Annotated in this window: 23 protein-coding genes; all 23 read right to left on the bottom strand. The window is 42.5% G+C overall.

Annotated elements, in window-relative coordinates; genetic code table 11:
• Positions 1–45: 45 nt before the first annotated feature.
• A complete protein-coding gene (locus tag P9989_RS10700; RefSeq protein WP_283078734.1) occupies positions 46–771 on the bottom strand; it encodes a GntR family transcriptional regulator in 726 nt (241 codons plus the stop codon).
• Between the two features lie 215 nt (positions 772–986).
• Positions 987–3272: an FtsK/SpoIIIE family DNA translocase gene (locus tag P9989_RS10695; protein ID WP_283078733.1), complete on the bottom strand. Its 2286-nt coding sequence runs from the start codon at positions 3270–3272 to the stop codon at positions 987–989.
• Positions 3273–3392: 120 nt separating this feature from the next.
• Positions 3393–3599 carry a YlzJ-like family protein gene (locus tag P9989_RS10690; RefSeq protein WP_283078732.1) on the bottom strand — a complete coding sequence of 69 codons (207 nt, stop codon included), beginning with the start codon at positions 3597–3599 and terminating at the stop codon, positions 3393–3395.
• Positions 3596–4315: a ClpP family protease gene (locus P9989_RS10685; protein WP_283078731.1), complete on the bottom strand. Its 720-nt coding sequence runs from the start codon at positions 4313–4315 to the stop codon at positions 3596–3598. Before P9989_RS10685 ends, P9989_RS10690 begins: the two co-directional genes overlap by 4 nt.
• 290 nt (positions 4316–4605) lie before the next feature.
• Positions 4606–5448: a 4-hydroxy-tetrahydrodipicolinate synthase gene (gene dapA, locus P9989_RS10680; RefSeq protein WP_283078892.1), complete on the bottom strand. Its 843-nt coding sequence runs from the start codon at positions 5446–5448 to the stop codon at positions 4606–4608.
• A 45-nt stretch (positions 5449–5493) separates the two neighbouring features.
• Positions 5494–6711 carry an aspartate kinase gene (gene dapG / locus P9989_RS10675; RefSeq protein ID WP_283078730.1) on the bottom strand — a complete coding sequence of 406 codons (1218 nt, stop codon included), beginning with the start codon at positions 6709–6711 and terminating at the stop codon, positions 5494–5496.
• A gap of 24 nt (positions 6712–6735) precedes the next feature.
• Positions 6736–7782, bottom strand: a complete 1047-nt coding sequence (gene asd / locus P9989_RS10670) for an aspartate-semialdehyde dehydrogenase (RefSeq protein WP_283078729.1) — start codon at positions 7780–7782, stop codon at positions 6736–6738.
• Positions 7783–7887: 105 nt separating this feature from the next.
• On the bottom strand, positions 7888–8484 hold the full coding sequence (locus tag P9989_RS10665; protein ID WP_283078728.1) for a dipicolinate synthase subunit B: 597 nt from the start codon (positions 8482–8484) through the stop codon (positions 7888–7890).
• A gap of 15 nt (positions 8485–8499) precedes the next feature.
• Positions 8500–9378, bottom strand: coding sequence for a dipicolinic acid synthetase subunit A (gene dpaA / locus P9989_RS10660; RefSeq protein ID WP_283078727.1), 879 nt, complete (start codon positions 9376–9378; stop codon positions 8500–8502).
• A gap of 120 nt (positions 9379–9498) precedes the next feature.
• The gene (locus P9989_RS10655) at positions 9499–9717 is read right to left on the bottom strand and encodes a YlmC/YmxH family sporulation protein (protein ID WP_283078891.1); all 219 of its coding nucleotides are present in this window, start codon (positions 9715–9717) and stop codon (positions 9499–9501) included.
• A gap of 11 nt (positions 9718–9728) precedes the next feature.
• Positions 9729–10646 (bottom strand): polysaccharide deacetylase family protein, encoded by a 918-nt coding sequence (locus P9989_RS10650; RefSeq protein WP_283078726.1) that lies wholly within the window; start codon positions 10644–10646, stop codon positions 9729–9731.
• A 90-nt stretch (positions 10647–10736) separates the two neighbouring features.
• Complete coding sequence (pnp, locus tag P9989_RS10645) at positions 10737–12854, bottom strand: polyribonucleotide nucleotidyltransferase (RefSeq protein ID WP_283078725.1); 2118 nt, start codon at positions 12852–12854, stop codon at positions 10737–10739.
• A 123-nt stretch (positions 12855–12977) separates the two neighbouring features.
• Complete coding sequence (gene rpsO, locus P9989_RS10640; protein WP_283078724.1) at positions 12978–13247, bottom strand: 30S ribosomal protein S15; 270 nt, start codon at positions 13245–13247, stop codon at positions 12978–12980.
• 129 nt (positions 13248–13376) lie between these two features.
• On the bottom strand, positions 13377–14315 hold the full coding sequence (locus P9989_RS10635; RefSeq protein WP_283078723.1) for a bifunctional riboflavin kinase/FAD synthetase: 939 nt from the start codon (positions 14313–14315) through the stop codon (positions 13377–13379).
• A gap of 29 nt (positions 14316–14344) precedes the next feature.
• The gene (gene truB / locus P9989_RS10630) at positions 14345–15241 is read right to left on the bottom strand and encodes a tRNA pseudouridine(55) synthase TruB (protein ID WP_283078722.1); all 897 of its coding nucleotides are present in this window, start codon (positions 15239–15241) and stop codon (positions 14345–14347) included.
• Between the two features lie 120 nt (positions 15242–15361).
• On the bottom strand, positions 15362–15712 hold the full coding sequence (gene rbfA / locus P9989_RS10625) for a 30S ribosome-binding factor RbfA (protein ID WP_079529887.1): 351 nt from the start codon (positions 15710–15712) through the stop codon (positions 15362–15364).
• Positions 15713–15742: 30 nt separating this feature from the next.
• Positions 15743–16021, bottom strand: coding sequence for a DUF503 domain-containing protein (locus tag P9989_RS10620; RefSeq protein ID WP_283078721.1), 279 nt, complete (start codon positions 16019–16021; stop codon positions 15743–15745).
• Positions 16018–18105 carry a translation initiation factor IF-2 gene (infB, locus tag P9989_RS10615; protein ID WP_283078720.1) on the bottom strand — a complete coding sequence of 696 codons (2088 nt, stop codon included), beginning with the start codon at positions 18103–18105 and terminating at the stop codon, positions 16018–16020. Before infB ends, P9989_RS10620 begins: the two co-directional genes overlap by 4 nt.
• A gap of 4 nt (positions 18106–18109) precedes the next feature.
• A complete protein-coding gene (locus P9989_RS10610; protein ID WP_283078719.1) occupies positions 18110–18424 on the bottom strand; it encodes a YlxQ family RNA-binding protein in 315 nt (104 codons plus the stop codon).
• Complete coding sequence (gene rnpM, locus P9989_RS10605; protein WP_283078718.1) at positions 18424–18702, bottom strand: RNase P modulator RnpM; 279 nt, start codon at positions 18700–18702, stop codon at positions 18424–18426. The genes P9989_RS10610 and rnpM overlap by 1 nt, the downstream gene beginning before the upstream one ends.
• A gap of 13 nt (positions 18703–18715) precedes the next feature.
• Positions 18716–19816: a transcription termination factor NusA gene (nusA, locus tag P9989_RS10600; protein WP_283078717.1), complete on the bottom strand. Its 1101-nt coding sequence runs from the start codon at positions 19814–19816 to the stop codon at positions 18716–18718.
• A 14-nt stretch (positions 19817–19830) separates the two neighbouring features.
• The gene (rimP, locus tag P9989_RS10595) at positions 19831–20304 is read right to left on the bottom strand and encodes a ribosome maturation factor RimP (RefSeq protein WP_283078716.1); all 474 of its coding nucleotides are present in this window, start codon (positions 20302–20304) and stop codon (positions 19831–19833) included.
• Positions 20305–20902: 598 nt separating this feature from the next.
• Positions 20903–25195: a PolC-type DNA polymerase III gene (locus P9989_RS10590; RefSeq protein ID WP_283078715.1), complete on the bottom strand. Its 4293-nt coding sequence runs from the start codon at positions 25193–25195 to the stop codon at positions 20903–20905.
• Between the last annotated feature and the right edge of the window lie 74 nt (positions 25196–25269).

The following is a 25269-nucleotide window of genomic DNA, read 5'->3' as shown; positions in this document are numbered from 1 at the left end:
CCTCACCTCCTCGAAATTTTTAATATGTCATACTATTGAAAACCCTTACACCCTTTTACGCAGTACGTGAAAACTAAACTTATCTGCTCTGAAATAATTGGACGAAAGTAAAACAGGCTCATCATCTTTCGTATAGTGCATCTGCTTTAATAATAATAAAGCTTGATCAGGTTCACTGTTTAATATCGGTGAGATCTTTTCATGGTAGCCGATTGGCTCAATGTGGGTGACAGCATAACTGATGGTTTTACCTGTATATCTCTCTAAGATTCCGAATAGGGAGTCTGCTTCTCTAACCTGTTCAAGGGGAATAAGCCCTTCTGGAATCCTGTCTGTACAGTAAACGACTGGCTGCTGATCAGCTGTTCGAACTCGTTCCACCCTAGCTAATTTATGTAACACGGCCGGTGCAAACCGCCCCCGGTCATCCTCTGTTGGCTCAACTAGTTCTGCTGAGAGATATTGCGACCCCGGAGTCATGCCGGATTTCCTGATCATTCCTGTCACACTATCAAGCTCTTCAATGCCTGAAGTGAAAACAGGTTTTGGATTTACGAAAGTACCTACCCCGTGTCTTCTGGTTACAATACTTTCTTCTTCCAGAATTCTCAGGGCCTCCCTTAAAGTAGCTCTTGAAACCCCCAATGATTTGGAGAGTTCAAATTCAGAAGGCAGTTTTTCTTTTTCCAAAAAAATACCGTTTTCTATATCTCGTTTTATTTGCTCGATCACCTGTAAGTACAGATGGCGAGTATCCTGCCTGATGGACATAACCTTCACTCCAAGTCTATTTGCCTATAGGTAAGAGATCTGACATCTGACGTTCGACACATCATATTCGAAATTAATATAACACTTTTCAAGAAATAAATAAATAGAATCAGGACATTTTTATCGAATATTGGACATGTTTGTTTAATTAGAATGTTTCAATTTTTCTAATTAATCTATCGCCCATAAAAAAACTGCCGTACGAGTACGACAGTTTAGCTGGATTGTTCTTCTTTCATTTCCGAGACAAGAACATTTCTCGGCTTACTTCCTTCATATGGTCCTACAATTCCGTTGTCTTCCATTGCGTCTATTAAACGGGCAGCTCTCGTGTAGCCAACCCTGAAACGGCGCTGAATCATAGAAACACTGGCACTTTGCATCTCAATGACCATCTGTACAGCATCTGGGTATAAATCATCATCAACTTCCTGTTTCACTTCACTTTCTTCTTCCGGAATCATCTCTTCCTGGTATTGAGCTTTTTGCTGTTCCACACAGAAGTTGACAACGCGTTCCACTTCTTCATCTGATAAAAACGCACCCTGAACACGAGTTGGTTTCCCAGATCCAACAGGGGTGAACAACATATCACCTCGTCCGAGCAATTTCTCCGCACCGCCTGAGTCTAATATCGTTCTCGAGTCGGTTTGAGAAGAAACGCTAAAAGCAATTCGCGAAGGAATATTGGCTTTGATTATCCCTGTTATAACATCGACAGAAGGACGCTGAGTAGCAATGATTAAGTGAATTCCGGCAGCTCTGGCCATCTGCGCTAATCGAGTAATCGCATCTTCCACATCATTTGAAGCAACCATCATAAGGTCGGCTAACTCGTCAACGAGTACAATAATGTACGGTAAAAATGGCTGATCATCATCGTTTTCTTTGTTATGATTCCGGATATATTCGTTATATCCTTCGATATTTCTCGTTCCAGAATCTGAAAACAGATCATACCTTCTTTCCATTTCTGAAACGACTTTCATAAGCGCGCGTGAAGCCTTCTTAGGATCCGTCACCACAGGTGCCAGTAAATGAGGAATACCATTGTAGACATTGAGCTCAACCTTCTTCGGGTCAATCATCATCATCTTCACTTCGTGAGGTTTCGCCCGCATAAGCACACTGGTGATAATTCCATTAATACAGACACTTTTCCCGCTTCCTGTTGCCCCGGCTACAAGCAAGTGGGGCATTTTATTAAGCTCTGCCATAACCGCTTCTCCAGAAATATCACGGCCCAGGGCAAAGCTGAGCTTCGCATCTGGCTTGGTTCTGCCTGTTTCCAGCACTTCCCGCAATGATACCATGGAGACTTCGGTATTCGGAACTTCAATACCGACGGCTGATTTACCTGGAATCGGTGCCTCAATACGAATATCTTTTGCCGCGAGCGCTAGGGCAAGATCATCATTTAAATTGACGATTTTGCTTACCTTCACCCCGACATCAGGGTAAACCTCATATTTAGTTACAGCTGGTCCGACATGAACTTTTGTGACCTTTGCCTTTACACCAAAGCTGTGGAAGGTTTTTTCAAGTTTCCTGACTGTTGCTTGAATGTGTGATCTCCCCTGACTCTGGGGGCTCGAGGTCGGCTCATCTAATAAATCCATACCAGGCAATTTGTAGTCAGGATTCTCAAGTTCAGCGGTTGAGACCGATTTTTCGAGGACTTGGTCCTCTTTTTCCTCGTCAGGAGTTGACTCACTCTTTTGCGGCTTTTGATAAGCCTGTTCCGTAAAATCCTGAATAATAGGTTCAGGGTGCTCTTCCTCAAGATCCCCTCGAGGTTCATCCAGTACATCGACAGTACTGGCAGTCTCCTTTTTCGGCTGAGGATCGGACAATTTCTTTGTATCCCGTCTAGTTTGTGACTGTTCTCGTGCATTTGTATAAATCTCTTTCGTCTTTTCCCAGCTTTTTGCTAATAGGTCACCAATCGATCGTTCCGTTACAAACATAATCCCGACAAGGAACAAGAAAATGGAAACGATAATGGCGCCAATTGAAGAAAACAAGTAATAGGTAATCAGCAGTAAAAAAGCACCTGTTAAACCGCCGCCTATTGCAGTAACAGGGAATTCCCCTGTCATCATTCCAGTCAGGCGGTCCCACGTCAAGCCGAATACTGACCCGCTTCCGTTTTGCAGCTCGTCTGCTAACGTTTCTACATGTGTAAATAGAAGCAGCGAGGTGAAGATAAAATAGATACCGATCATACGTTTATGTAAAAGTTGCGGCCACTTTCGTTTCACCATTAAATAAATGCCTGTTATTAAGAAAAACAGTGAGGCAGCAAAATACCACACACCAAAAATAAATTGCCAAAAATGTTCAAGGCCTCCAGGGATGGCTCCATCGCTAATAATAGAAGCTCCACTTCCGAAAACCGCTATAAATAAAAACAATAAACCGATCAACTCAAGTTGGAGTTGTTCTTTGAGGGCTGATCGTTTTTTTCTTGATTTACCTTTCGTTTTTCTTTTTTTCCCCATAAAAGATCCACCTCCTATACCTTAGGAAAGAACAAGATGTCGCCTGCTACTAAGGAGTAGTGTAAGCGACATCCAAAAATCAGTTCTATCTTCCTTTATTATAGCATAGGGTGCAGCGTGTTACGAGTCCAGCCATTGTCCTGGTTGTAAAGTCGGGTCCATGTAATCTGCTGGGTTGGTTGATAGTAATTGAATAATTTGTTTTTTTCCATCCCCTTGATCGAGACATTTCACCTGGCAGTTTCTATAGTTTTCGAATACAATTTCCCCGTCGTTATAGGACTGTGGGAAAATATCATGTTCGCTTAGTGGTGTGTAAAGGGTCATTGAATCACCTGCTCTTGTTTACCTTTCTGAATATCAATGAGTTCATTTAACTTGCTCATTGCTTCATGGACACCGCCTACATCATCAATTAACCCAGAATCCACAGCTTGCTGTCCGACAACGTTCGTGCCGATATCACGTGTCAAATTTCCTTTAGCAAACATAAGTTCTTTAAATTTCTCTTCTTCAATATCGGAATGATTAGTTACGAAATTAATCACTCGGTCCTGCATTTTATCCATGTATTCAAATGTCTGTGGAACACCAATCACCAACCCATTTAGTCTGATCGGATGAATCGTCATAGTAGCTGTTGGAGCTATAAAGGAATAGTTTGAAGCTACAGCAATCGGAACACCGATAGAATGACCTCCTCCAAGGACAATGGAGACTGATGGCTTAGACAAGGAAGCAATCATTTCTGATATCGCAAGTCCCGCTTCAACATCCCCGCCTACTGTGTTTAACAACACGACGAGACCCTCTATTTTAGGATTTTGTTCGATAGCAATCAGCTGTGGAATCAAATGTTCATATTTGGTCGTTTTATTCTGTGCCGGCAATTGGACATGCCCTTCTACTTGCCCAATAATCGGGAGAACATGGATATTTGAGTCACCTGGTTGTGGAACATTATTTTGGCCCAGCTGCTGTATTTTATCTACGAGCGATGATTGCTGCTTTGACTGATCATTTTCTTCTTGTTTGTCTTTCATCTTACCTGCCCCTTTCACACTTTTTCTTAGTATGAGACAGAGTATCAATCGTCATACAAGAAAAAGCGAAAGAACAAGTCACGATAGAGTAAGTTCGATTAAAACCGAATTAAAAGGAAGTTCGACTAAGTTCGGCACGTCCTGTGCCAACGTCGAACGAACCTACGTCGTGTAGGGTCTATGCCAACATCGAACAACCTTACATCGTGTAGGGCATGTTTCAACGCCGAACGCCCCTGCGTCCTGCGGGGGCAAAAAAACAGCAGCGTTATTTATACGCTGCTGTCCCATTAAATCGTGTCAACCAATTGTTGAATCGTATGGCGTTCTTCTGAAGTGAGGGGAACGAGCGGCAGTCTGACTCCTCCTGTATCGAGCCCTTTCATTTGCAGAGCCGTCTTAACAGGAGTCGGTGAAGGTGCGCTAAACATTCCCTTTAACACAGGAAGAATTCGCCTGTGAAGGGCAGCAGCTTCTTTGCCTTTCCCTGCATCAAACAATCTGAGCATCTCACGTAATTCTTCACCAACTACATGAGAGGATACAGAAACAATCCCATTTCCGCCTACTGCATAAATCGGAAGAGTCAAATTATCATCACCACTGTACAGTGAGAACGAGTCATCTGTTTTCTCTACAATCTCGGCTACCGCATCCAGATCTCCTGTCGCTTCTTTTACCGAGACGATATTGTCAACTTCCGATAGTCTAATGACCGTATCAGCACTCATTCGGACAGCTGTCCGTCCTGGCACGTTATACAACATGACAGGCTTCGTGATCGATTCAGCAATGGTTTTAAAATGTTCATAAAGACCACGTTGATTCGGCTTATTGTAATAAGGGGCAACGAGCATTATGGCATCTACTCCAGTTTGTTCAGCTTTCTTTGAGAGTTCAATGGAAGCTTGCGTATTATTGCTGCCGCTGCCTGCAATAACCGGAATTCTGCCGTTGACTACTGTTACTACATGCTCCCAAAGAGCCACTTTTTCTTCTGAAGTAAGTGTTGGTGATTCTCCGGTTGTTCCAGCCACAACTAACCCTTCTGTTCCATGATCTATTAAATACTCTACCAATGTCGACGTTTTAACAAGATCAAGGTTCCCATGGTTATCAAAAGGTGTCACCATGGCTGTTAATACTTTACCAAAATCCACGTCTTATATCCCCTTTCATTATTCTATATTCAATTGAAAGATATCGTGGAGGGCATTGACCGCATCAATCAAATCCTCTTCCTTGATCAGAACCCAAATTGTGGTATGGGAATCGGCTGACTGCAAAATCTGTACACCACGCTCAATCAGCGTTTGTACAATCTGAGCTGTAACCCCGGGAACACCCGTAATACCAGCTCCAACTGTCGATACTTTTGCACAGCCTTCTTTAATTTCTGGCTCATAACCGAGATCATTCAGGATACCGACTGCTCTTTCCGTAAACATTCCATCAATTGTATAGGTTACCCCACTTGGTGAAATGTTAATAAAATCAACAGAAATATTCGCTTCAGCCATGGATTTAAATACCTCGGATTGAAGCTTCGACGGATCCTCTTTTGATTGAACTTTAATTTGCGTTAATCCGGACATATGAGCGATCCCTGTTACAAGTCGATCAGGCAAATCATTACCTGCTTCCCCTTCTTTTGAAGCAGCCACTAATGTGCCGGTTGAGTCTGAATAAGTCGACCGAACTCGGATAGGTACCTTCGCATGCATGGCGATTTCAACCGCACGCGGGTGAATCACTTTTGCCCCCTGATAAGCAAGATTACAAATTTCATTATACGTAACTACATGAAGAGCCCGTGCTGACTCTACCAGTCTCGGGTCTGCTGTCATAATCCCTTCAACATCTGTAAAAATATCAATGTAATCCGCATTTAAAGCCGCACCTAAAGCAGCAGCACTCGTATCACTGCCTCCACGGCCTATCGTTGTCGTATCACCAGACTCCGTCTTGCCCTGAAATCCAGCAACAACTACAACATCATTCTTTTCTAGTTCCGCTAAAATGCGAGTTGGGTCCATGCGTAATATTTTTGCCCGTGTAAAATCATCCGTTGTTAAAAAACCAGCCTGAGCACCTGTTATAGCAGCAGCAGATACCCCTTCCAGCGCTAATTCGTTTGAAAAAACCACTGATGATATGGTTTCTCCGCAAGACATAATCAGATCTTGTTCTCGATCTGATACATTTGATTCGGGAAATTGGATTAGATCCAGTAATGTATCTGTGGCATACGGCTCGCCTTTACGTCCCATTGCGGAAACGGTAACGACGACTTTGTATCCTTCATTTAGAGCATTTTTAATATGAGAGATCGCCCGTGATCTGCTTTCCTGGTCACGGACAGAGGTTCCCCCAAATTTTTGCACGAGTAATTTCAATGTACACACCTCAACCTATTAGATTTACAGCCATTGATTGGCGACGACTCGTTCTGCAATTTGAACTGAATTCCAGGCAGCTCCCTTTAATAGATTATCAGAAACTACCCAAAGATGAAATCCATTCTTATGGTCGAGATCTTTACGTATACGGCCTACAAATACATCGCGTTTCCCAGCAGCACTCAATGGTGTTGGGTAGGATTGAACAGCTGGGTCATCCTCAAGAACGATTCCAGGTGCGCTGCCTACAAGCTCTTTCAATTGTTGAACGGAAACGTCATCCTTTTCTACTTCAACATAAACACTCTCTGCATGTGAAGTGAAAAACGGCAAACGAACACAAGTAGCTGAGATATGAAGGGCAGAATGATGCATGATTTTCTTCGTTTCATTAATCATTTTCATTTCTTCAAAGGTATACCCGTTTTCTTGAAATTTATCAATCTGCGGCAGCGCATTAAAAGCAATTGGGAAGTGCTTCTCATCACCACTAACTGGTAGAATGCTAGCTTCTAATTCTTCTCCATTTAAGAAAGCCTGTGATTGCTCACGAAGTTCCTCCGCTGCCTCATTACCAGCACCGGAAACAGCCTGGTACGTAGAAACAATGACACGCTTCATACCTAGGTTCTGCTTAATTGGCTCGAGGGCTGCAACCATTTGAATAGTTGAACAATTTGGGTTGGCAATAATGCCATTGTGATTTTTAATATCCTCTTCATTGACTTCTGGTACAACGAGCGGCACACTTTCATCCATACGGTAAGCACTTGTATTATCAATGACTAGCGCTCCGCGTTTTACAGCCTCAGGAGCCAGCTTTTTAGAGACCGACCCCCCTGCTGAAAACAGAGCAATATCGACGTCGTCGAAGCTCTCGGGTGTTGCCTCCTCCAACGTATATTCTGTTCCTTTATACATCATTTTCTTGCCAGCTGAGCGGCTGGATGACAATAATTTCAATTCTTTGATAGGAAAGTTTCGATCTTCGAGTGTTTCCAACATTTTTTGTCCGACAGCACCAGTTGCACCTACTACTGCGATATTATACGTGTTTGTTTGACTCATAACCAGATCCCCTTTCTCAATTAAATCTTCATATATTTTTGCTGCGTGAGCCACTATTGTGTTATTTTATCATACTTCTTGTCGCATCTGTTATCAAAAAGAGAATTACTCCGAGTATCTTTCAATCAATACCGGCTGGCGCTGTTTACCAGAAATAGCTGCTTCAATGGTCTCTGGAATCAATGTCATATCTGCTACGAGAGAGTTTGGTTTTTTATAAGGATGGTCTTGCCCTAAAGGTACAAAATAAATATTTTTAGTCGCCATCAACCTCATGATGTTAACCCCATTTAATCCTAACGCATCGTTTGTGGAAATAGCGAGAACGACCGGGCTCTCGTTTCGCAATGTTGCTTTTGCAGCCATTAAGACCGGTGAATCCGTAAGGGCATTGGCAAACTTACTCGTGGAATTTCCTGTCATAGGAGCGATGACCATACAATCAAGCGGCATTTTGGGGCCTAAAGGTTCCGCATCAGGAATCGTCATAATCGCTTCTTTGCCTGTGATCGACTCGATTGTCTTCAGATGTTCAGCCGCTTCTCCAAACTTTGTATCCGTTTTTTGAACCGTATGAGATAAGATGGGAATAACATCTGCGCCGAGATCCATGAGCTGCTGGAGAACAGGGAACACTTCATGATACGTGCAATGTGACCCTGTTAATCCAAATCCTATTCTTTTACCTTTTAATTGAACCATTCGTTATCCACCTTTCTATTTATTTTTTCTCAACTGCTGTGATATAACATTGGCAATAATTCTGCCGGCAGTTTTGGGGGCGACTATTCCAGGCAGGCCTGGGACTAATATCGCTTTTACGCCTCGTTTTTCTGCATAACGAAAATCTGTTCCGCCAGGTTTGGATGCAATATCCAGAATTAAAGCATGAGTTGGCAGCTTTTTAATGACCTTGGCATCGAGAACAGGAGCAGGAACGGTATTGAGGACTAAATCAAACGCTAGGTCCTGTTCTGGCAGTGACTCAATATAGAGCGGAGTCAACCCCATTTCATAGACGCGTGCTGCATCCTTCGAAGAACGTACAGCAACGCTAACCTTCGCCCCTAGTTGATGAAAAGTACGTGCTAAGCTCACTCCTACTCTTCCTAAACCGATAAGCAAAACCCGTGAATTATGAATCGTAACATCTGTATGCTGGATGGCCATCATGATCGTGCCCTCTACTGTTGGAATTGAGTTATAAATGGCAACATCATCTCGATCCATGAGCGGAACCAGTGTTCGATTCGCGTTATGAACCATTTTGCTGAGAGTTTCATTCGTAATTCCTGTAAACACTTGACAATGTTTCGGGGTGCGCTTTAGCCACCCTTCTTTCAAAGGGATCGAACGATTCGTAAAGATACCATCTATACAGCCCTTTTCATCTGTACCTGAAACAGGAAGAATGACAGCATCAAGCTTCTCGACTTGATCACTGTCAAACTCAAGTTCCACCGCTTCGGTATAGCTCCCGTTCAATTGATCGAATCCGGCTAAATAAACATGTGCACCCCACTCATTTAATCTTCTTATGATTTCAATTTGTCGGGCATCGCCCCCTATGACTGCTACATGATATTCTGTAAGCATGCCGGAAGTCTCCTTTATAAGTGGTGTAATCTCCTTTTATCGTATGCAGAAACAGATCGTTAGTGATTTCCTAAAAGCCTATGCACAGCCACAAAAAAAGCTACAACGATTTGTTGTAGCTCAACCTTTCTTCAATAATATTGTGTCTTCCCCAATAATTGAAATTTGCTTCCACTCAATCTCGATGTGGTCCCGACTTTTGAACAGTCCTTCATTTAAAATGATTAACGATTGAATCAACCCATTGTCAGGATCCACAATTAGATCTGCTTTTCCAAGAATTCCTAGCTTCTTCCCTTCATCGACGTCAATAACTTCCTTCTGAGAAAGTTCCTTCATCCTCACTGCTATCATCCTCCTCGTTTTTCACTCATTAAATCCTCTAAGGTTCCAATTTTATACTGTTCTTGAATAATGGGGATTAATTCACCCAAACTGGACGCTGTAACTGCTGTCGGATGCATCAGAATAGTTGCGCCATTATGGAGCTTACTGGTAATACGGTGTAAAAACACATCTTTGGTAGGTTTTTTCCAATCAATAGAATCTACAGTCCAGAGAATGGTGTACATATCAAAGTTCTCAGCTGCTTCGACTGCCCCCATCGTAAAACTCCCTGCCGGAGGAGCAAACCATTTAATTTCACTTTCGACCAAACTTGATATGATGTTATTTGCTTTATCCAAGTTAGTCAATGCTTGAGATTTAGACAATTTGGCAAAATCCTTATGACCATAACCGTGACTACCGATCAGATGACCTTCCTCTTCAATCATCTGAACTAAATCCTTATGTTCAGATGCAAACGCTCCATCAATGAAGAAATTCGCTTTGACGCGATGCTTCGATAACGTCTCCACCATATCTGGAATAAATTCAGCTCCCCACGACACGTTAATTAACAGAGAAACCATTTCTTTGTCAGGATGCCCCCGGTAAATTGGGGATACTGGTAAATCCTCCAATGACACTTCTGGAGGGATTTGTTCAAATACTAATTTCTCCTCGTTAAAAGTTCCCTCTTTTTTCATCTTGTTATAAGATTTCTCTATATTCACTTTTCTTCCGTTTAACCCGGGCGTTTTTTTCCAAACCTGATCAATATATGCATTTTGAGGCTTTTTAAAATAATCCTGCTGCTTACTTTTTATCTGTTCATATAAGGGATTAGAAGAAGAAACAGGATTGCTTTGGTTTGATGACAGATAGACAGCCAAACAGCTAATCAGAAGAAAAAGGATGACAGCGGGTTTTATGTACTTGTTCACGGAAAGTCCCCCTTCTTAAGCAGGATATGCTTTAAAAGGGTTGTCTAGAATTCAGGCAAAAAAAAAGAGACTGGCAAGCCAGTTCCTTTTTTATTCCTTCGTTTCTTGTTCTTTTTTCTCATCGATTAAAATTGCCTTTCGGGAAAGGTTAATTCTTCCTTGTTTATCGATTTCTTTGACTTTTACTTTAATAGTATCGCCAAGTGAAACAACATCTTCCACTTTTCCAATGCGCTCTTCAGCCAATTCAGAAATGTGAACGAGTCCTTCTTTTCCTTTAAACAGTTCAACGAAGGCTCCAAATTTCTCAATACGTTTTACCGTACCGTCGTATACTTCGCCAGCTTCTACTTCTCTTACGATATCTTCAATGATTTTCTTAGCGACTTTGTTCATTTCAGCTTCTGTTGAAGAGATAAACATAGTACCGTCCTGTTCAATATCAATTTTCACACCTGTATCATCAATGATTTGATTAATTTGTTTCCCGCTCGGTCCAATAACATCACGGATTTTATCAGGATTAATCTTCATTGTCATGATTTTAGGAGCATATTGAGAAAGTTCATTTCTCGTTTCCGGAATTGTCGCAAGCATGGAACTCAAGATTTCTTTACGGCCTTTTTTCGCTTGGGTAAGGGCTTCTTCTAAGATCTCACGGGACAATCCGTCTATTTTAATATCCATCTGTAACGCTGTGACACCTTTTTCAGTTCCTGCCACCTTAAAGTCCATGTCTCCAAGGAAATCTTCCATACCTTGAATATCCGTAAGAATCGTATAATCGTCCCCGGATTTAACGAGACCCATAGCAATACCGGCTACCGGGGCTTTTATTGGCACTCCAGCATCCATCATCGCTAATGTACTCGCACAAATACTTGCTTGTGATGTGGATCCGTTTGACTCGAGAACCTCTGACACAAGACGCATCGTATACGGGAATTCCTTCTCAGACGGAATCACAACTTCCAGGGCGCGTTCTCCTAATGCACCGTGACCAATTTCACGACGGCCTGGCCCGCGGATTGGTCCTGTTTCTCCAACAGAGAATTTAGGGAAATTATAATGGTGCATGAAACGCTTCGATTCCTCAAGATCCAGCCCATCTAAAATTTGCACATCTCCCAAAGCACCTAATGTACAAATACTAAGAGCCTGGGTTTGTCCTCTCGTAAACAGTCCGGAACCGTGGGTACGCGGTAACACGCCTACTTTAGAGGATAATGGGCGAATCTCATCGACTCCGCGGCCATCTGGACGAATTTTATCTTTCGTAATTAGACGGCGCACCTCTGATTTGACGATGTTTTCTAAAATAGTGTTAACCTGCTTCATCGTTTCTTCATCGGCTTCCATTTCTTCGTAAGCTTTAACAATAGCTTTTTTCGCCTCGTCGATAGCTTCCTCACGAGCTTTCTTTTCTTCTGTTTTAATCGCAGCCACTAATGAATCCGTTGCCTCTGCTTCAACCTTATCTTTAAGCTCCTGATCAAGATCAAACAATTGCACGTCCATTTTTTCTTTTCCAACTGCATCAATAATCTCTTCCTGAAAGGCAACTAAGCGCTTGATTTCTTCATGACCGAACATGATCGCTTCTAACATGTCTTCCTCAGTTACTTCCTGCGCCCCTGCCTCAACCATGTTAATTGCATCTTTTGTTCCGGCAACAGTTAAGTCAATATCGCTTTTCTCCTGCTGCTCCACTGTTGGATTAATGATTAACTCGCCATCGACTCTTCCAATGATCGCCCCGGCAATTGGACCGCCAAATGGGATATCTGAAATCCCTAAAGCAATAGAAGACCCAAGCATTGCGGCCATTTCTGAAGAACAGTTCTGATCTACGCTCATGACCGTACTGATAACTTGTACATCATTTCGGAAACCATCAGGGAACATCGGGCGAATTGGGCGGTCAATGAGGCGAGAAGCCAGGATCGCTTTTTCACTCGGGCGTCCCTCTCGTTTGATAAATCCTCCCGGAATCTTTCCAACAGCATATAAGCGCTCTTCATAGTTCACCGTTAATGGGAAAAATGGCAAATCCTTTGGTTCTTTAGAACCGGTTGCGGTTGAAAGAACGGATGTATCGCCATAGCTAATCATAGCAGCTCCATTGGCTTGTTTAGCCAATTCTCCTACTTCAACAGAGAATGTACGGCCTGCTACTTCAATTGAAAAAACTTGCTTTTCTTCTGCCATAAAGCACTTTACTCCTCTCAAAACAATAAATTAAAATAGAGCCTACTCTTTGAGTTTACACCCTACTGTATGTAAACATACAGAAAAAGCGGGAATAACTCCCGCTTTTTCAATCCTACTACATTAACGACGCAAGCCAAGACTCTTAATTAACTCACGGTAACGTGTAATATCTTTATTACGTAGGTAGTTAAGCAAGTTACGGCGTTTACCTACCATTTTAAGCAAGCCACGACGAGAATGATGATCCTGCTTGTGTGTACGCAGGTGACCGTTCAAATTCGTGATTTGTTCAGTAAGTACAGCAATTTGTACTTCCGCAGAACCTGTGTCATTATCATGAGTTTTATACTCATTGATCAGTTCTTGTTTACGTTCCTGTGTGATAGCCATTATAGCTACACCTCCTGAAATATTTAAAATTCCCTATCCCCGAGCGGACGTCGGAGTAACGCGCCGCCAAGCGAAGGTTCCATATTAAAGCGTACAATCTTTATCGCTAAAATGCAAGAGGAAACTATGTTACAGCTCAAAATAACGGCGAATCTCCTTTTCGTCTGTATGAAGCTGAGCGGTAACCTCCTCAACGCCATCAAATTTCTGTTCATCTCGTATAAATTGATGGAAAAAGACTTTTATACGAGTGCCATATAAATCATCGTCAAAATCAAAGACATGCACTTCCAGGGCTGGGTTGCTGCCTTCCGGTTGAAAGGTTGGTTTTACCCCGAGGTTAGCCATTCCATAATATCTTTCTCCTTGATATCCAACTGTAACAGCATAAACACCGGTCTTGGGTACGTACTGTTCCTCCATATCGGTAATATTCGCTGTCGGATAGCCGATTGTTCGTCCTCTTCTGTCACCAGGAACCACTGTTCCTTCTACATTAAATTCACGTCCCAGCAATTCATTTACAGCCGATACATTTCCTTCCTTCAGAAGCTCACGTATTCTCGTAGAACTTACCTTAGTATGATCTTGATCGATCCGATCAACCACAGTGTACGTCAATCTGCCTTTTGCGTGCTGAGGAAGCGTCTCCATTGAGCCTTTGCCTTTATGCCCATAACTGAAGTCAAAGCCTGCCACGACGTGTTTAATGTTTAATCCAACAAAGTATTCATCGACAAATTGATCCGGGGGAAGAGCAGCTAACGACTGATCAAATCGAACGACGAATAAGTAATCAATCCCCATCCCATCCAAAATATCCTCCTTTTCAGATAGTGGAGTAATATAGCGGGCATGTTGTACTTTTTTATTCAAAACGACAGAAGGATGAGGATCAAACGTCATCACAGCCGTTTGTATGCCAAGCTTTCTCGCCCTATCCTGGGCGGTTCTGATAACTTCTTGGTGACCTTTATGCACCCCATCAAAAAAACCGACAGCAACAGAACTTGGTTCTAAGTGGAGATCGTGTTTCGGTAATGACTCGGATAATTCAATTGTTTTCATATTACTCACCTGCTTTATTTGAGTAAAGTTTAAAATACTCGAACGGGTTTAATGCGATCCGGTTTTGTTGGGTGTATTTGATAAATAGCTAACACTTCTTGCTCACACATCACCCTGAAAATAGAGGCCGTAAGCTCGTTTGGCTTCGACAGCACTTGACCGTGCTTTATCGCTTGTCTTTGATCTTGTGGTATGTGATAGGTATCAATGTGTTCCAGCCCTTTCGAAAGGGGCAGAAGCAATTTTTCCCCATTACCATGGTCAATGGCTTCTTGAACCTGATCAAAAGTTAGACAATTCTCTTTGGAGATCGCACCCGTTTTTAACCTCACAAGTGCAGACATGTGCGCCGGAAAACCTAGTGCTTTGCCAATATCTACACAAAGTGTGCGAATGTACGTCCCTTTTGAGCAAACAACACGAATGGAAAAGGATAGTTGACCATTTGCATGAGATACCTCATGATCAAGCAATTCAATGTCCGAAATAACAACTTTACGCTGTGGTCTTTCTACTTTAATTCCTTCGCGTGCATATTGATACAGGCGCTTCCCCTCTACTTTTACGGCTGAATACATCGGAGGGATTTGGTTGATTTCACCAGTAAACTGCTCTAGAATTCCTTCTATTCGTTCAAGTGGAATCGCTTCGGATACAGGCTTACGTTCGATCACCTCACCACTTGCATCCTCTGTTTCCGTGGAAGTCCCCAGGGTCACAGTCGCTTCATAGACTTTTTCCGTATCTGTTAAAAAAGGCACGATTTTAGTTGCTTTCCCTACGCATAGCGGGAGAACACCTTCCACATCTGGATCCAGTGTCCCTGTATGCCCGATTTTTCGAGTATGTAACATACCACGCGCTTTACTTACACAATCATGAGAAGTATAGCCTTTCTCTTTCCATAATGGGAGAATACCATGCATGAATTCCACCCCACAGTCCATATTTATACAGAGAGAATCCGTGCTTATCACAGCACGGATTCTTTTGTGCACATCTACCTGAATACTTAAGTGATACTTAAGCCATTCAGTCCTTTTTCTTTAACTATCAGTATCATTTAAATCCTTTAAAATTGTTTCGATACGATTACCTCGCTCAATTGCCTCATCAAATTCAAACATGATTTCCGGCGTTTTGCGCAAACGGATTCTCTGCCCAATTTCAGAACGTATAAAGCCTTTTGCTTTAGCTAAACCAACGAGTGTATCATGTTTTTGTTTATCATCACCAAGTACAGAAATATAGACCTTAGCTTGTTGAAGATCTCCGGTTACTTTTACCTCTGTAACCGTAACAAAGCCCACACGAGGGTCTTTAATCTTCTTGCTGATAATATCGCTCATTTCTTTCTTCATTTGCTCACCGACACGGTTAGCTCTTAGATCATTCATTCTTTCTTCACCTCTTCAAAAACTAAACGTCTACAACCATTCTTGGACTGTTTCTGTTCGTTCTAATTCAGGAAAAGAATCCACAAAGGCTAAAGCTTGCTGGATCGTCTGCTCTGCGATGACTTTGCTGCTAGCTATGGTCACGATTCCTATACATGTCCGCTGCCAGAGATCCTGATGATCCAGTTCACTGACAGCTACATTAAATTCATTCTTCAGCCTCGTTTGTACTCTTTTGATAACGGAACGCTTTTCTTTCAAGGACTGAGCATCATAAACAATCGCTTCCAGCTCAGCGCTTAAAATCATGTACGTTCAATCTCCTGCATGACGTAAGGTTCAATCACGTCGCCGACTTTTACGTCATTAAAATTCTTCACCGTAATGCCGCACTCATAACCCTTTGCAACCTCTTTAGCGTCATCTTTATATCGTTTAAGGGCATCAATTTCCCCTTCATAAATGACGACACCGTCACGAATCACTCGAATGCCTGAATCTTTAGTGATCTTTCCGTCGGTTACATAAGAGCCAGCAATTGTACCCACTTTAGATACTTTGAAGATTTCGCGAACTTCCACTTGCCCAATGATTTTTTCTTCATATTCAGGATCAAGCATACCTTTCATAGCTGCTTCAATTTCTTCCATTACCTTATAGATAATGTTGTGCAGACGGATTTCAACATCTTCTGATTCAGCGGCTTTCCTGGCATTCCCATCCGGGCGTACATTGAACCCGATGACAATAGCATTCGAAGCTGAAGCAAGTGAGATATCAGATTCTGTAATAGCTCCCACACCCGTATGAATGATCTTCACCTTCACACCTTCAACTTCGATCTTTTGAAGTGATCCAGCCAGTGCCTCAAGAGACCCCTGAACATCTGCTTTTAGAATAAGGTTGATGTCCTTAATGTTCCCATGTTTAATCTGTTCAAACAAATCATCAAGACTTACTTTAGCTGTGGAGCTTCGTTCAGCTTCAATTTGTTTTTGCTGGCGAGCTTCTCCGATTGAACGGGCTTTTTTCTCGTCTTCAAAAGCTAGAAAACGATCACCTGCTTGTGGTACATGATTTAATCCCGTAATTTCTACCGGTGTAGAAGGTCCGGCTACTTTAACTCTTCTTCCAACTTCGTTTACCATAGCACGAACTCGACCATGTGTGTTGCCTACAACGACAGCATCACTAACTTTCAATGTTCCATTTTGGACTAGAAGAGTGGCGACAGGTCCACGGCCCTTATCAAGTTCCGCCTCGACAACTGTTCCATACGCAAGGCGATCAGGGTTCGCTTTGAATTCTTCCATTTCAGCTACAAGAAGAATCATTTCCAGCAGTTCATCGATCCCTTCTCCCTTAACCGCGGACATTTTAACGAAGATTGTATCTCCGCCAAAGTCTTCAGAGATTAATTCATATTCCATTAATTCCTGCATCACGCGGTCAGGGTTTGCCCCTTCCTTATCCATTTTATTAACGGCAACAATAATTGGTACCTCAGCAGCTTTAGCATGGTTAATCGCTTCGCGGGTCTGCGGCATAACACCGTCATCTGCTGCTACAACTAAGATGGCAATATCAGTGATTTGGGCACCGCGGGAACGCATGCTTGTAAAAGCGGCGTGACCCGGAGTATCAAGAAATGTAATCTTTTTATCATTTTCCTCTACTTGATAAGCACCAATATGCTGAGTGATTCCTCCTGCTTCGCCTTCCGTAACCTTCGTGTCGCGAATCGAATCAAGCAAAGTAGTTTTCCCGTGATCAACGTGGCCCATAATCGTAACCACTGCAGGGCGTTCCTGTAAGTCTTCTTCTTCGTCATCAAATATGATGTTTTCGATATCAGTTTCGTCTACGACGACTTCTTCTTCAACCTCAACATTGAATTCGGCACAAATCAACTCGATTGAGTCACTATCCAGGTCCTGGTTTTTCGTAGCCATAACCCCTAGGCCCATTAATTTCTTAATGATTTCAGATGAGTCTTTTTTCAACTTCTCAGCAAGTTCACCTACTGTCAGAGAACCTGAATAGGTAATCTTTTCGGGTGTTTGATTCTTCTTAGGCTGTTGTTTTTGATGGTGTTGCGGTTTTTGCTGCTTTTTATTTTGTGGACGATGATTGTTTTTCTGTTTTTTATTGTTTCTCTGATCACGATTTTGATTTGGTTTTTGATTTTTCTTGTTGTTGTTTGACTTATTGTCGCCAGGCTTGCTTTCTTGTTGCCCTTTGCCAAACGACTGGTCCAGTTTCCCTTTTACATCATCTTCTACCATAGACATATGGTTAGACACTTCTACTTTCATTTCTTTCAATTTATCAATTACTTGTTTACTTGATAGTTCATTTGCTTTCGCATATTCATAAACGCGCATTTTACTCATTCTTTCACCCCCGAATAGATTCATCGAGCAGCGATTGCAACTTTTTCGCAAATCCTTGGTCAAGAACTGCGATCGCGACTCTCCCTGTCTTCCCCATGGCTTGTGAAAGAGTTTCACGATTATCCACCACATAGCAGGGTATTTGATAAGAGCTACATTTATCTGTAAGCTTCTTCATCGTTTGTTTTCCCGTATCATTGGCAATAAGGACTAACTTCGCCCGGCGTTTCTGGATATCTTTTACAATATGCTCCTCGCCAAGCGTAAGCTTCCCCGCCCTTAAAGCCAGTCCAATGATATTTAAATAAGAGCCAGCCATTAGTCTTCAACCTCAACGATGGCTCTTAATTCTTCGTAAATCTCACCATTTACCTTGGCGTTTAAGTGACGGTTCAGTACTTGCTGCTTTTCTGCCTGATCAATGACATCAAGGCTTTTTGAAATATAAGCTCCTCGGCCATTTTTCTTTCCTGTCTGATCAACAAATACTTCTCCATCCTTATTACGCACTACCCGGATCAGTTGCTTCTTTGGCTTCATCTCCTGGGTAACCACGCATTTACGCAATGGAATTTTTCTTTGTTTAGGTTGGGCCATCTGATTCGCCCCCTTATTCTTCAGTGATTTCGTCTGTTTCTTCTTCATCTGAAGCTGGCTGTTCGGTTATTACACCTTGTTCAACCGCTTCGCTCTCACTCTTAATATCAATTTTCCAACCTGTCAATTTAGCTGCGAGCCGAGCATTTTGTCCTCGCTTCCCAATCGCCAGAGATAATTGATAATCCGGTACAATGACCGTTGTTGCTTTTTCCTCTTCATCTACGAGCACTTCTACCACTTTTGATGGGCTAAGTGCATTTGATACATATTCAATTGGATCTTCAGACCATTGAACAATATCAATTTTTTCACCTTTTAACTCATTCACGATGGCTTGAACACGCTGGCCGCGCTGGCCGACACATGACCCAACTGGATCTACTTCTGGATCACCCGCATGCACAGAAATCTTTGAACGGTCTCCCGCTTCCCGAGCGACAGACTTCACCTCTACCGTTCCATCATATATTTCAGGAACTTCCATTTCGAACAAGCGTTTCAGCAAGCCAGGATGCGTTCTGGATACATAAATATGAGGTCCTTTATTGCTATTTTCTACTTTTGTGACAAAAACCTTCAAACGATCATGTACCTCATACGTTTCCGTCGGCATCTGTTCACCTTCAGGCAGTCTGGCTTCAATTTTGCCCAGATTAACATAAACGAACCGTGGATCCTTTCGTTGAATAATACCTGTCATGACATCTTCTTCGCGGTCCACATACTCACCGTAGATGATGCCGCGCTCTGCTTCGCGAACACGCTGGGTAACAACTTGTTTAGCTGCCTGAGCCGCGATTCTGCCAAAATCAGCCGGGGTCACTTCTACTTCAATGACATCCTCCAGCTCATAATTCGGGTCAATATCTTTGGCCTCTTCTAAAGAAATCTCTTGCTGAGGGTCCATAGACTCTTCAACAATGGTTTTTCTCGCAAAAACTTTCATTGCTCCCTCTTCTTCATTAATATCAACACGAACGTTTGTAGCCGAGTTAAAATTCTTCTTATAAGCTGAAATTAACGCTGCATCGAGCGCTTCCAGCAATAAATTTTTGTCAATGCCCTTTTCCTTTTCCAGATAATTCATGGCATCAAAAAGTTCACTACTCAACAGCTTTCTCCCCCTTAGTTAAAAGTGACAGCCAAATTCGCTTTGGCAATCTTGTCAAAAGGTACCTCTAATTGCTTTTTACGTGACTTAACCCGTATTTCAATCATTGCTGTGTCATTTTCAAATTGCACTAAAGTACCTTCAAATTCTTTTTCATTCTCAATAGGTTCATATAACTTCACATAAATATGCTTACCTGTGTGCCTCATGAAATCTTCTTTCGTTTTCAGAGGCCGTTCTGCACCAGGAGAGGAAACCTCCAAAAAGTATGGCATGTCAATTGGATCTATTTCATCTAATTTCTCACTCAGCATTTCAGATACTTGACCGCATTCTTCAATATCAATGCCTTCAGGTTTATCAAGAAAGACACGCAGAAACCAATTCTTTCCTTCTTTTTTAAATTCGATATCTACAAGTTCAAGATTCATTTCTTCAGCAATGGGAATAACTAGTTCTTCAGTAATCTCGGTTACATTTTTACTCATATGGAATCCCTCCTTTTACTCCTGTTTATTGACGATTCGTTGACATTCTATACTTTTTACCTTCCTAATTATCGTTCGAAAGGAAACCGCTATGAATGAGTTCATAGCGGCTTTCTTGCTCAAAAATACGTGTCTTCTAAGTAAAGAGAGCCGTAAATATAAACGAAAGAGTGGGTTTCCCCACTCTTTCGCTCGACTCTATCGTTCTTATCACCGTTAAAAATATACCATAGATACTACATTTATGCAAACAACGAAAAGCGAAAGCTCCCGGGTAGACACGTTAAAGGAAGTTCGACTAAGAACGGCAAATCCTATGCCAACGTCGAACTGACCCGCATCCTGCGGGCCGAAGTGAAGTGCTTATTCTTCACGTAGGTGAATCGCTTATGTCTCGAGTGTCTGGGAGTTGCAGCTAACCACACGAAAAGCGGAAAGGGGCGTTCGGACCCGACAAGCATAAGTCAAACCATGGAGTGACTGATTTTTGCCACAGAATTGGAATGACTTATGTCGCGAGGGTTTGCCCCTTGCAGCTAGACAACAGAGAAAAGCAGGAATTTCCGCAGTCTATTGAATAAATGCAGTTGAGTGTCTGTTAAAACAACGACAGCTGATTCTCTTCTGGCATGCCAGCTAAACAGCCTTGCTGATCTAAATACTCCAGGACCGTCTTCGAAATACGACTTCGTTCACGTAAATCTTGCTTGGAGAGAAATTCTCCTTCTTTCCTCGCGTTAACAATATTAATTGCAGCATTTGTACCTAAACCATCCACGGCATTAAATGGAGGGATTAACTGGTTATCCTCAACAAGGAAATCAGTCGCACTTGATTCATACAAGTCAACACTCTTAAAGCCATAGCCTCGCTCACACATCTCCAGTGCCAATTCGAGCACAGTCATTAAACTTTTCTCTTTAGGTGTTGCATCTAAACCTTTCGCTTGGATTTCTTCAATCCTTTTGCGAATAGCATCGGAGCCTTTAATCATCGTCTCCAATTCAAAGTCGCCAGCTCTAACGGTGAAGTATGCAGCATAAAAGTAAATCGGATAGTGGACTTTAAAGTAAGCAATACGAACAGCCATCAGCACATAAGCTGCAGCGTGAGCTTTAGGGAACATGTACTTTATTTTCTTACAGGAATCAATATACCAATCAGGAACTCCGTGCTTTTTCATTTCCTCGATCCAATCGTCCTGTAGACCACGGCCTTTCCGCACAAATTCCATAATCTTAAAGGCTAGCGATGGCTCGAGTCCTTTGTGCATAAGATATACCATAATATCATCACGGCAGCCAATTACCTCAGGCAGAGTACAGATACCATCGTTGATGAGCTGCTCAGCATTTCCAAGCCACACATCCGTCCCGTGAGAAAGACCGGAAATAATGACAAGTTCAGCGAATGTCTTAGGCTTGGTATCCTCAAGCATCTGTCTAACAAACCGAGTACCAAATTCAGGAACCCCGAGCGTTCCTGTTTTACACATGATTTGTTCAGCCGTTACTCCTAATGCCTCTGGACCACTGAAGATTTTCATCACTTCCGGATCATCGACGGGAATTTCTTTCTGATCAATCCCGCTTAAGTCTTGAAGCATACGAATTACTGTCGGATCATCGTGGCCAAGAATATCAAGCTTAAGCAAGTTATCGTGAATCGAATGGAAGTCAAAATGTGTGGTCTTCCATTCCGATTTAGTATCATCGGCTGGAAATTGAATCGGCGAAAAATCAAAGATGTCCATATCATCCGGTACGACAATGATTCCCCCTGGGTGCTGGCCAGTTGTTCGTTTTACGCCTGTACATCCTTGGACAAGCCTGTCGATTTCAGCATTTTTATACTGCAGTTGATGGTCGCCTGCATAACCTTTCACATACCCATATGCCGTCTTCTCAGCAATTGTACCGATCGTACCGGCACGATACACATTATCCTCACCAAACAACACTTTTGTATAGTTGTGGGCATGGGGCTGATATTCACCGGAAAAGTTCAAGTCAATATCGGGAACTTTATCACCTTTAAAGCCTAAGAACGTTTCAAACGGAATATCCTGTCCATCTTTTTTATAAGCTGTCCCGCATTCAGGGCAATCTTTTTCAGGGAGGTCAAAACCACTTCCGATCGAACCGTCTGTAAAAAATTCATGATGCTGGCAATTTGGACACACATAATGAGGTGGCAGCGGATTAACTTCAGAAATATCCGTCATCGTGGCAACGAGTGAAGAACCGACTGAGCCACGTGACCCTACTAAATATCCATCTTCAAGTGACTTAGTCACCAGTTTCTGAGAGATTAAGTAAATAACCGCAAAACCATTGCCTATAATACTCTCAAGCTCTTTTTCTAATCTTTTTTCAACGAGTTCTGGAATGGGATCACCGTAAAGACTTCTGGCTTTGTTGTAGGACATGTCCCTGATTTCCTGATCAGCACCTTCAATGTTAGGTGTGTACAAATCATCTTTAACCGGATTAATCACTTCAATGCGATCATTGATGGCGTGTGTGTTGGTGACAACGACTTTTTCTGCTTCTTCATTCCCCAAAAAGGAGAACTCCTCTATCATCTCATTGGTCGTTTTAAAATGAACGTCAGGCAATGTTTGGCGATTGAGAGGATTTCCACTTTGAGAGGAAATGAGAATTTGCCGGTACATTTTATCATGGGGTTCCAGATAATGTGTGTTGCCTGTAGCCGCAACCGTCTTGCCCAACCGCTCTCCCATATGGACGATTTTTTTCAAAATATCATAGATTTGCGCTTTGTTCTGCACAAGGTCCTTTTCGATCAAATGAGCATAGTTTCCAGGCGGCTGGATTTCCAGAAAATCATAGAACTCCGCCACTTTCTCTGCTTCTTCTTCCGATTTCTGCATCATCGTCTCGAAGACTTCCCCTTTATCACAGCCTGATCCTATGAGCAGCCCTTCGCGGAGCTTGGCTAGACGGGACCTTGGGACACGCGGGACACGATAATAATAATTCACATGGGCTTCTGAAACGATGCGGTACATATTTTTTAATCCTGTGCTATTGACAGCGAGCAAAGTGACGTGGGAAGGGCGGGAACGTTGATAGGCCTTTCCTTCACCCATGTAATCATTGAGATTACTATGATTGGTTATATCACGTTCGATCGCTTTCTTCACAAGCTTCCACAGTAAATAACCAGTTGCCTCGGCATCATAAATGGCTCTATGGTGCTGGGTCAATTCGATATCGAAATGCTTACAAAGTGTATTTAATCTATGATTCTTCAACTCTGGCACAAGAAATCTGGCAAGCTCAAGCGTATCAATGACAGGGTTTGAAGATTTAGGATATTCGATCAGCTGAAATCCGGCATTAAGAAACCCCATGTCAAAGCTAGCGTTATGAGCAACTAAAATGTCATCGGCCATCCACTGATGAAAATCTTTTAACACGTCACCGATTTCCGGGGCATCTTTAACCATATCATCGGTAATACCAGTTAGATCAATTGTCGTTTGAGAAAGCGGATGATGCGGATTGGCGAACGATTCGAAACGGTCGATGATTTCTCCGCTTTTCACCTTCACAGCAGCAAGTTCAATAATTTTGTCATAGACAGCGGACAGTCCTGTTGTTTCTACGTCAAAAACGACATACGTATCTGTTTCAAGATCGCGGTCCTGCTCCTCATATGCGATCGGCACCCCATCATCAACTAAATTTGCTTCCATCCCATAAATAACTTTCACACCGTGCTTCTCTCCGGAAGCATGTGCTTCTGGATATGCTTGGGCAACGGCATGATCAGTAATGGCTATCGCTTCATGACCCCAGTTAGCAGCCTGTGCAATCAGCCGAGAAGCGGAGACTGGCGCATCCATTTGACTCATCGTTGTATGGGCATGCAACTCGATCCGCTTTGCGCCCTCAGCACCTTCATCCTTCCGCAGCTTTGGGGCAATCTCGTTAATGTCATTGGCCATCATCGTTAATTCGCTTGTGAAGTTATCTGTCTGGATGCTTCCTCTTGCTTTAATCCACATTCCTTTATCTACTTGTTTAAACATTTCAGCATGATCATCACCGCGTGAGAACATTTTAATTGAAAATGAATCGGTATAATCCGTTGCTTTGATAAGCAATAAATGACGTCCGGATCGCAACTCTTTTATTTCAGCGTCGAAAACGTATCCTTCGATAATTTTTCGCCGCTCTTCCTCTTCAATGTTCTCCATAGGCTCTGAGACTTCCTGAATTTTATAGCCAATTTCGATTGGACCTTTTGGTTTGGTATCTTCCTTATCCTTGGCACGTTCTTCTTGTTCCTTAACGGCCTTTTGAACAAGTTGTTTATCTTCTTTCTGACGTTCTTCCTGGAACTTTTTCAATTCTTCGTGTTCTTCCTTTACCCGTGTAGACAGCATGAGCGCTGGTAAGCCGGATTGCCCGCAAAAACTTTGCAAGGAAGTTTCGAGTTTCTTTTTTACTGCATGACTCTCCGCCAAGTTTCTGCAAGTTAACATAACCTTATTCCCGTTAATTTCAGGGTCCTGTTCCATAAGTAAATCTTTGTACCCTGGAGACAGATTCGGCACCGATTGAATAAACCCACGCCAGTATTCACTTATTGCTTCAGGCGGGAGTGACGAGTTTGACGTATTAATCGTCCAATCGATCGCAGCAATGGACCGGAACGCTGCTTGAAGCTTACCTATAAAAAGTTGGTACACAGAAGCAGGCAGTACGCGTGGAAGCGAAAAATAAAAATGCCATTTCTTCTCGGCCTTAAATACAACCAGCTTTTCAAGTGAACTGTCTGTAAAGTGGGGCTCAATCAGATCCTGTGGAAACTGGATTTGCTCCAATAAATATTGCATTTTCTCCTGGTTGGTTACACCCAATATGATTCCTCCCTATTGGCGGGTATTCATGGATATTATCTCGGCTGCATAAGCATGTATGAAAAGAGGATCCA

The organism is Halobacillus naozhouensis (genome assembly GCF_029714185.1).
GTDB classification, from domain to species: domain Bacteria; phylum Bacillota; class Bacilli; order Bacillales; family Halobacillaceae; genus Halobacillus_A; species Halobacillus_A naozhouensis.
Note: the sequence above shows the minus strand (reverse complement) of the source record. Positions and strands in the feature narration are given on the sequence as shown.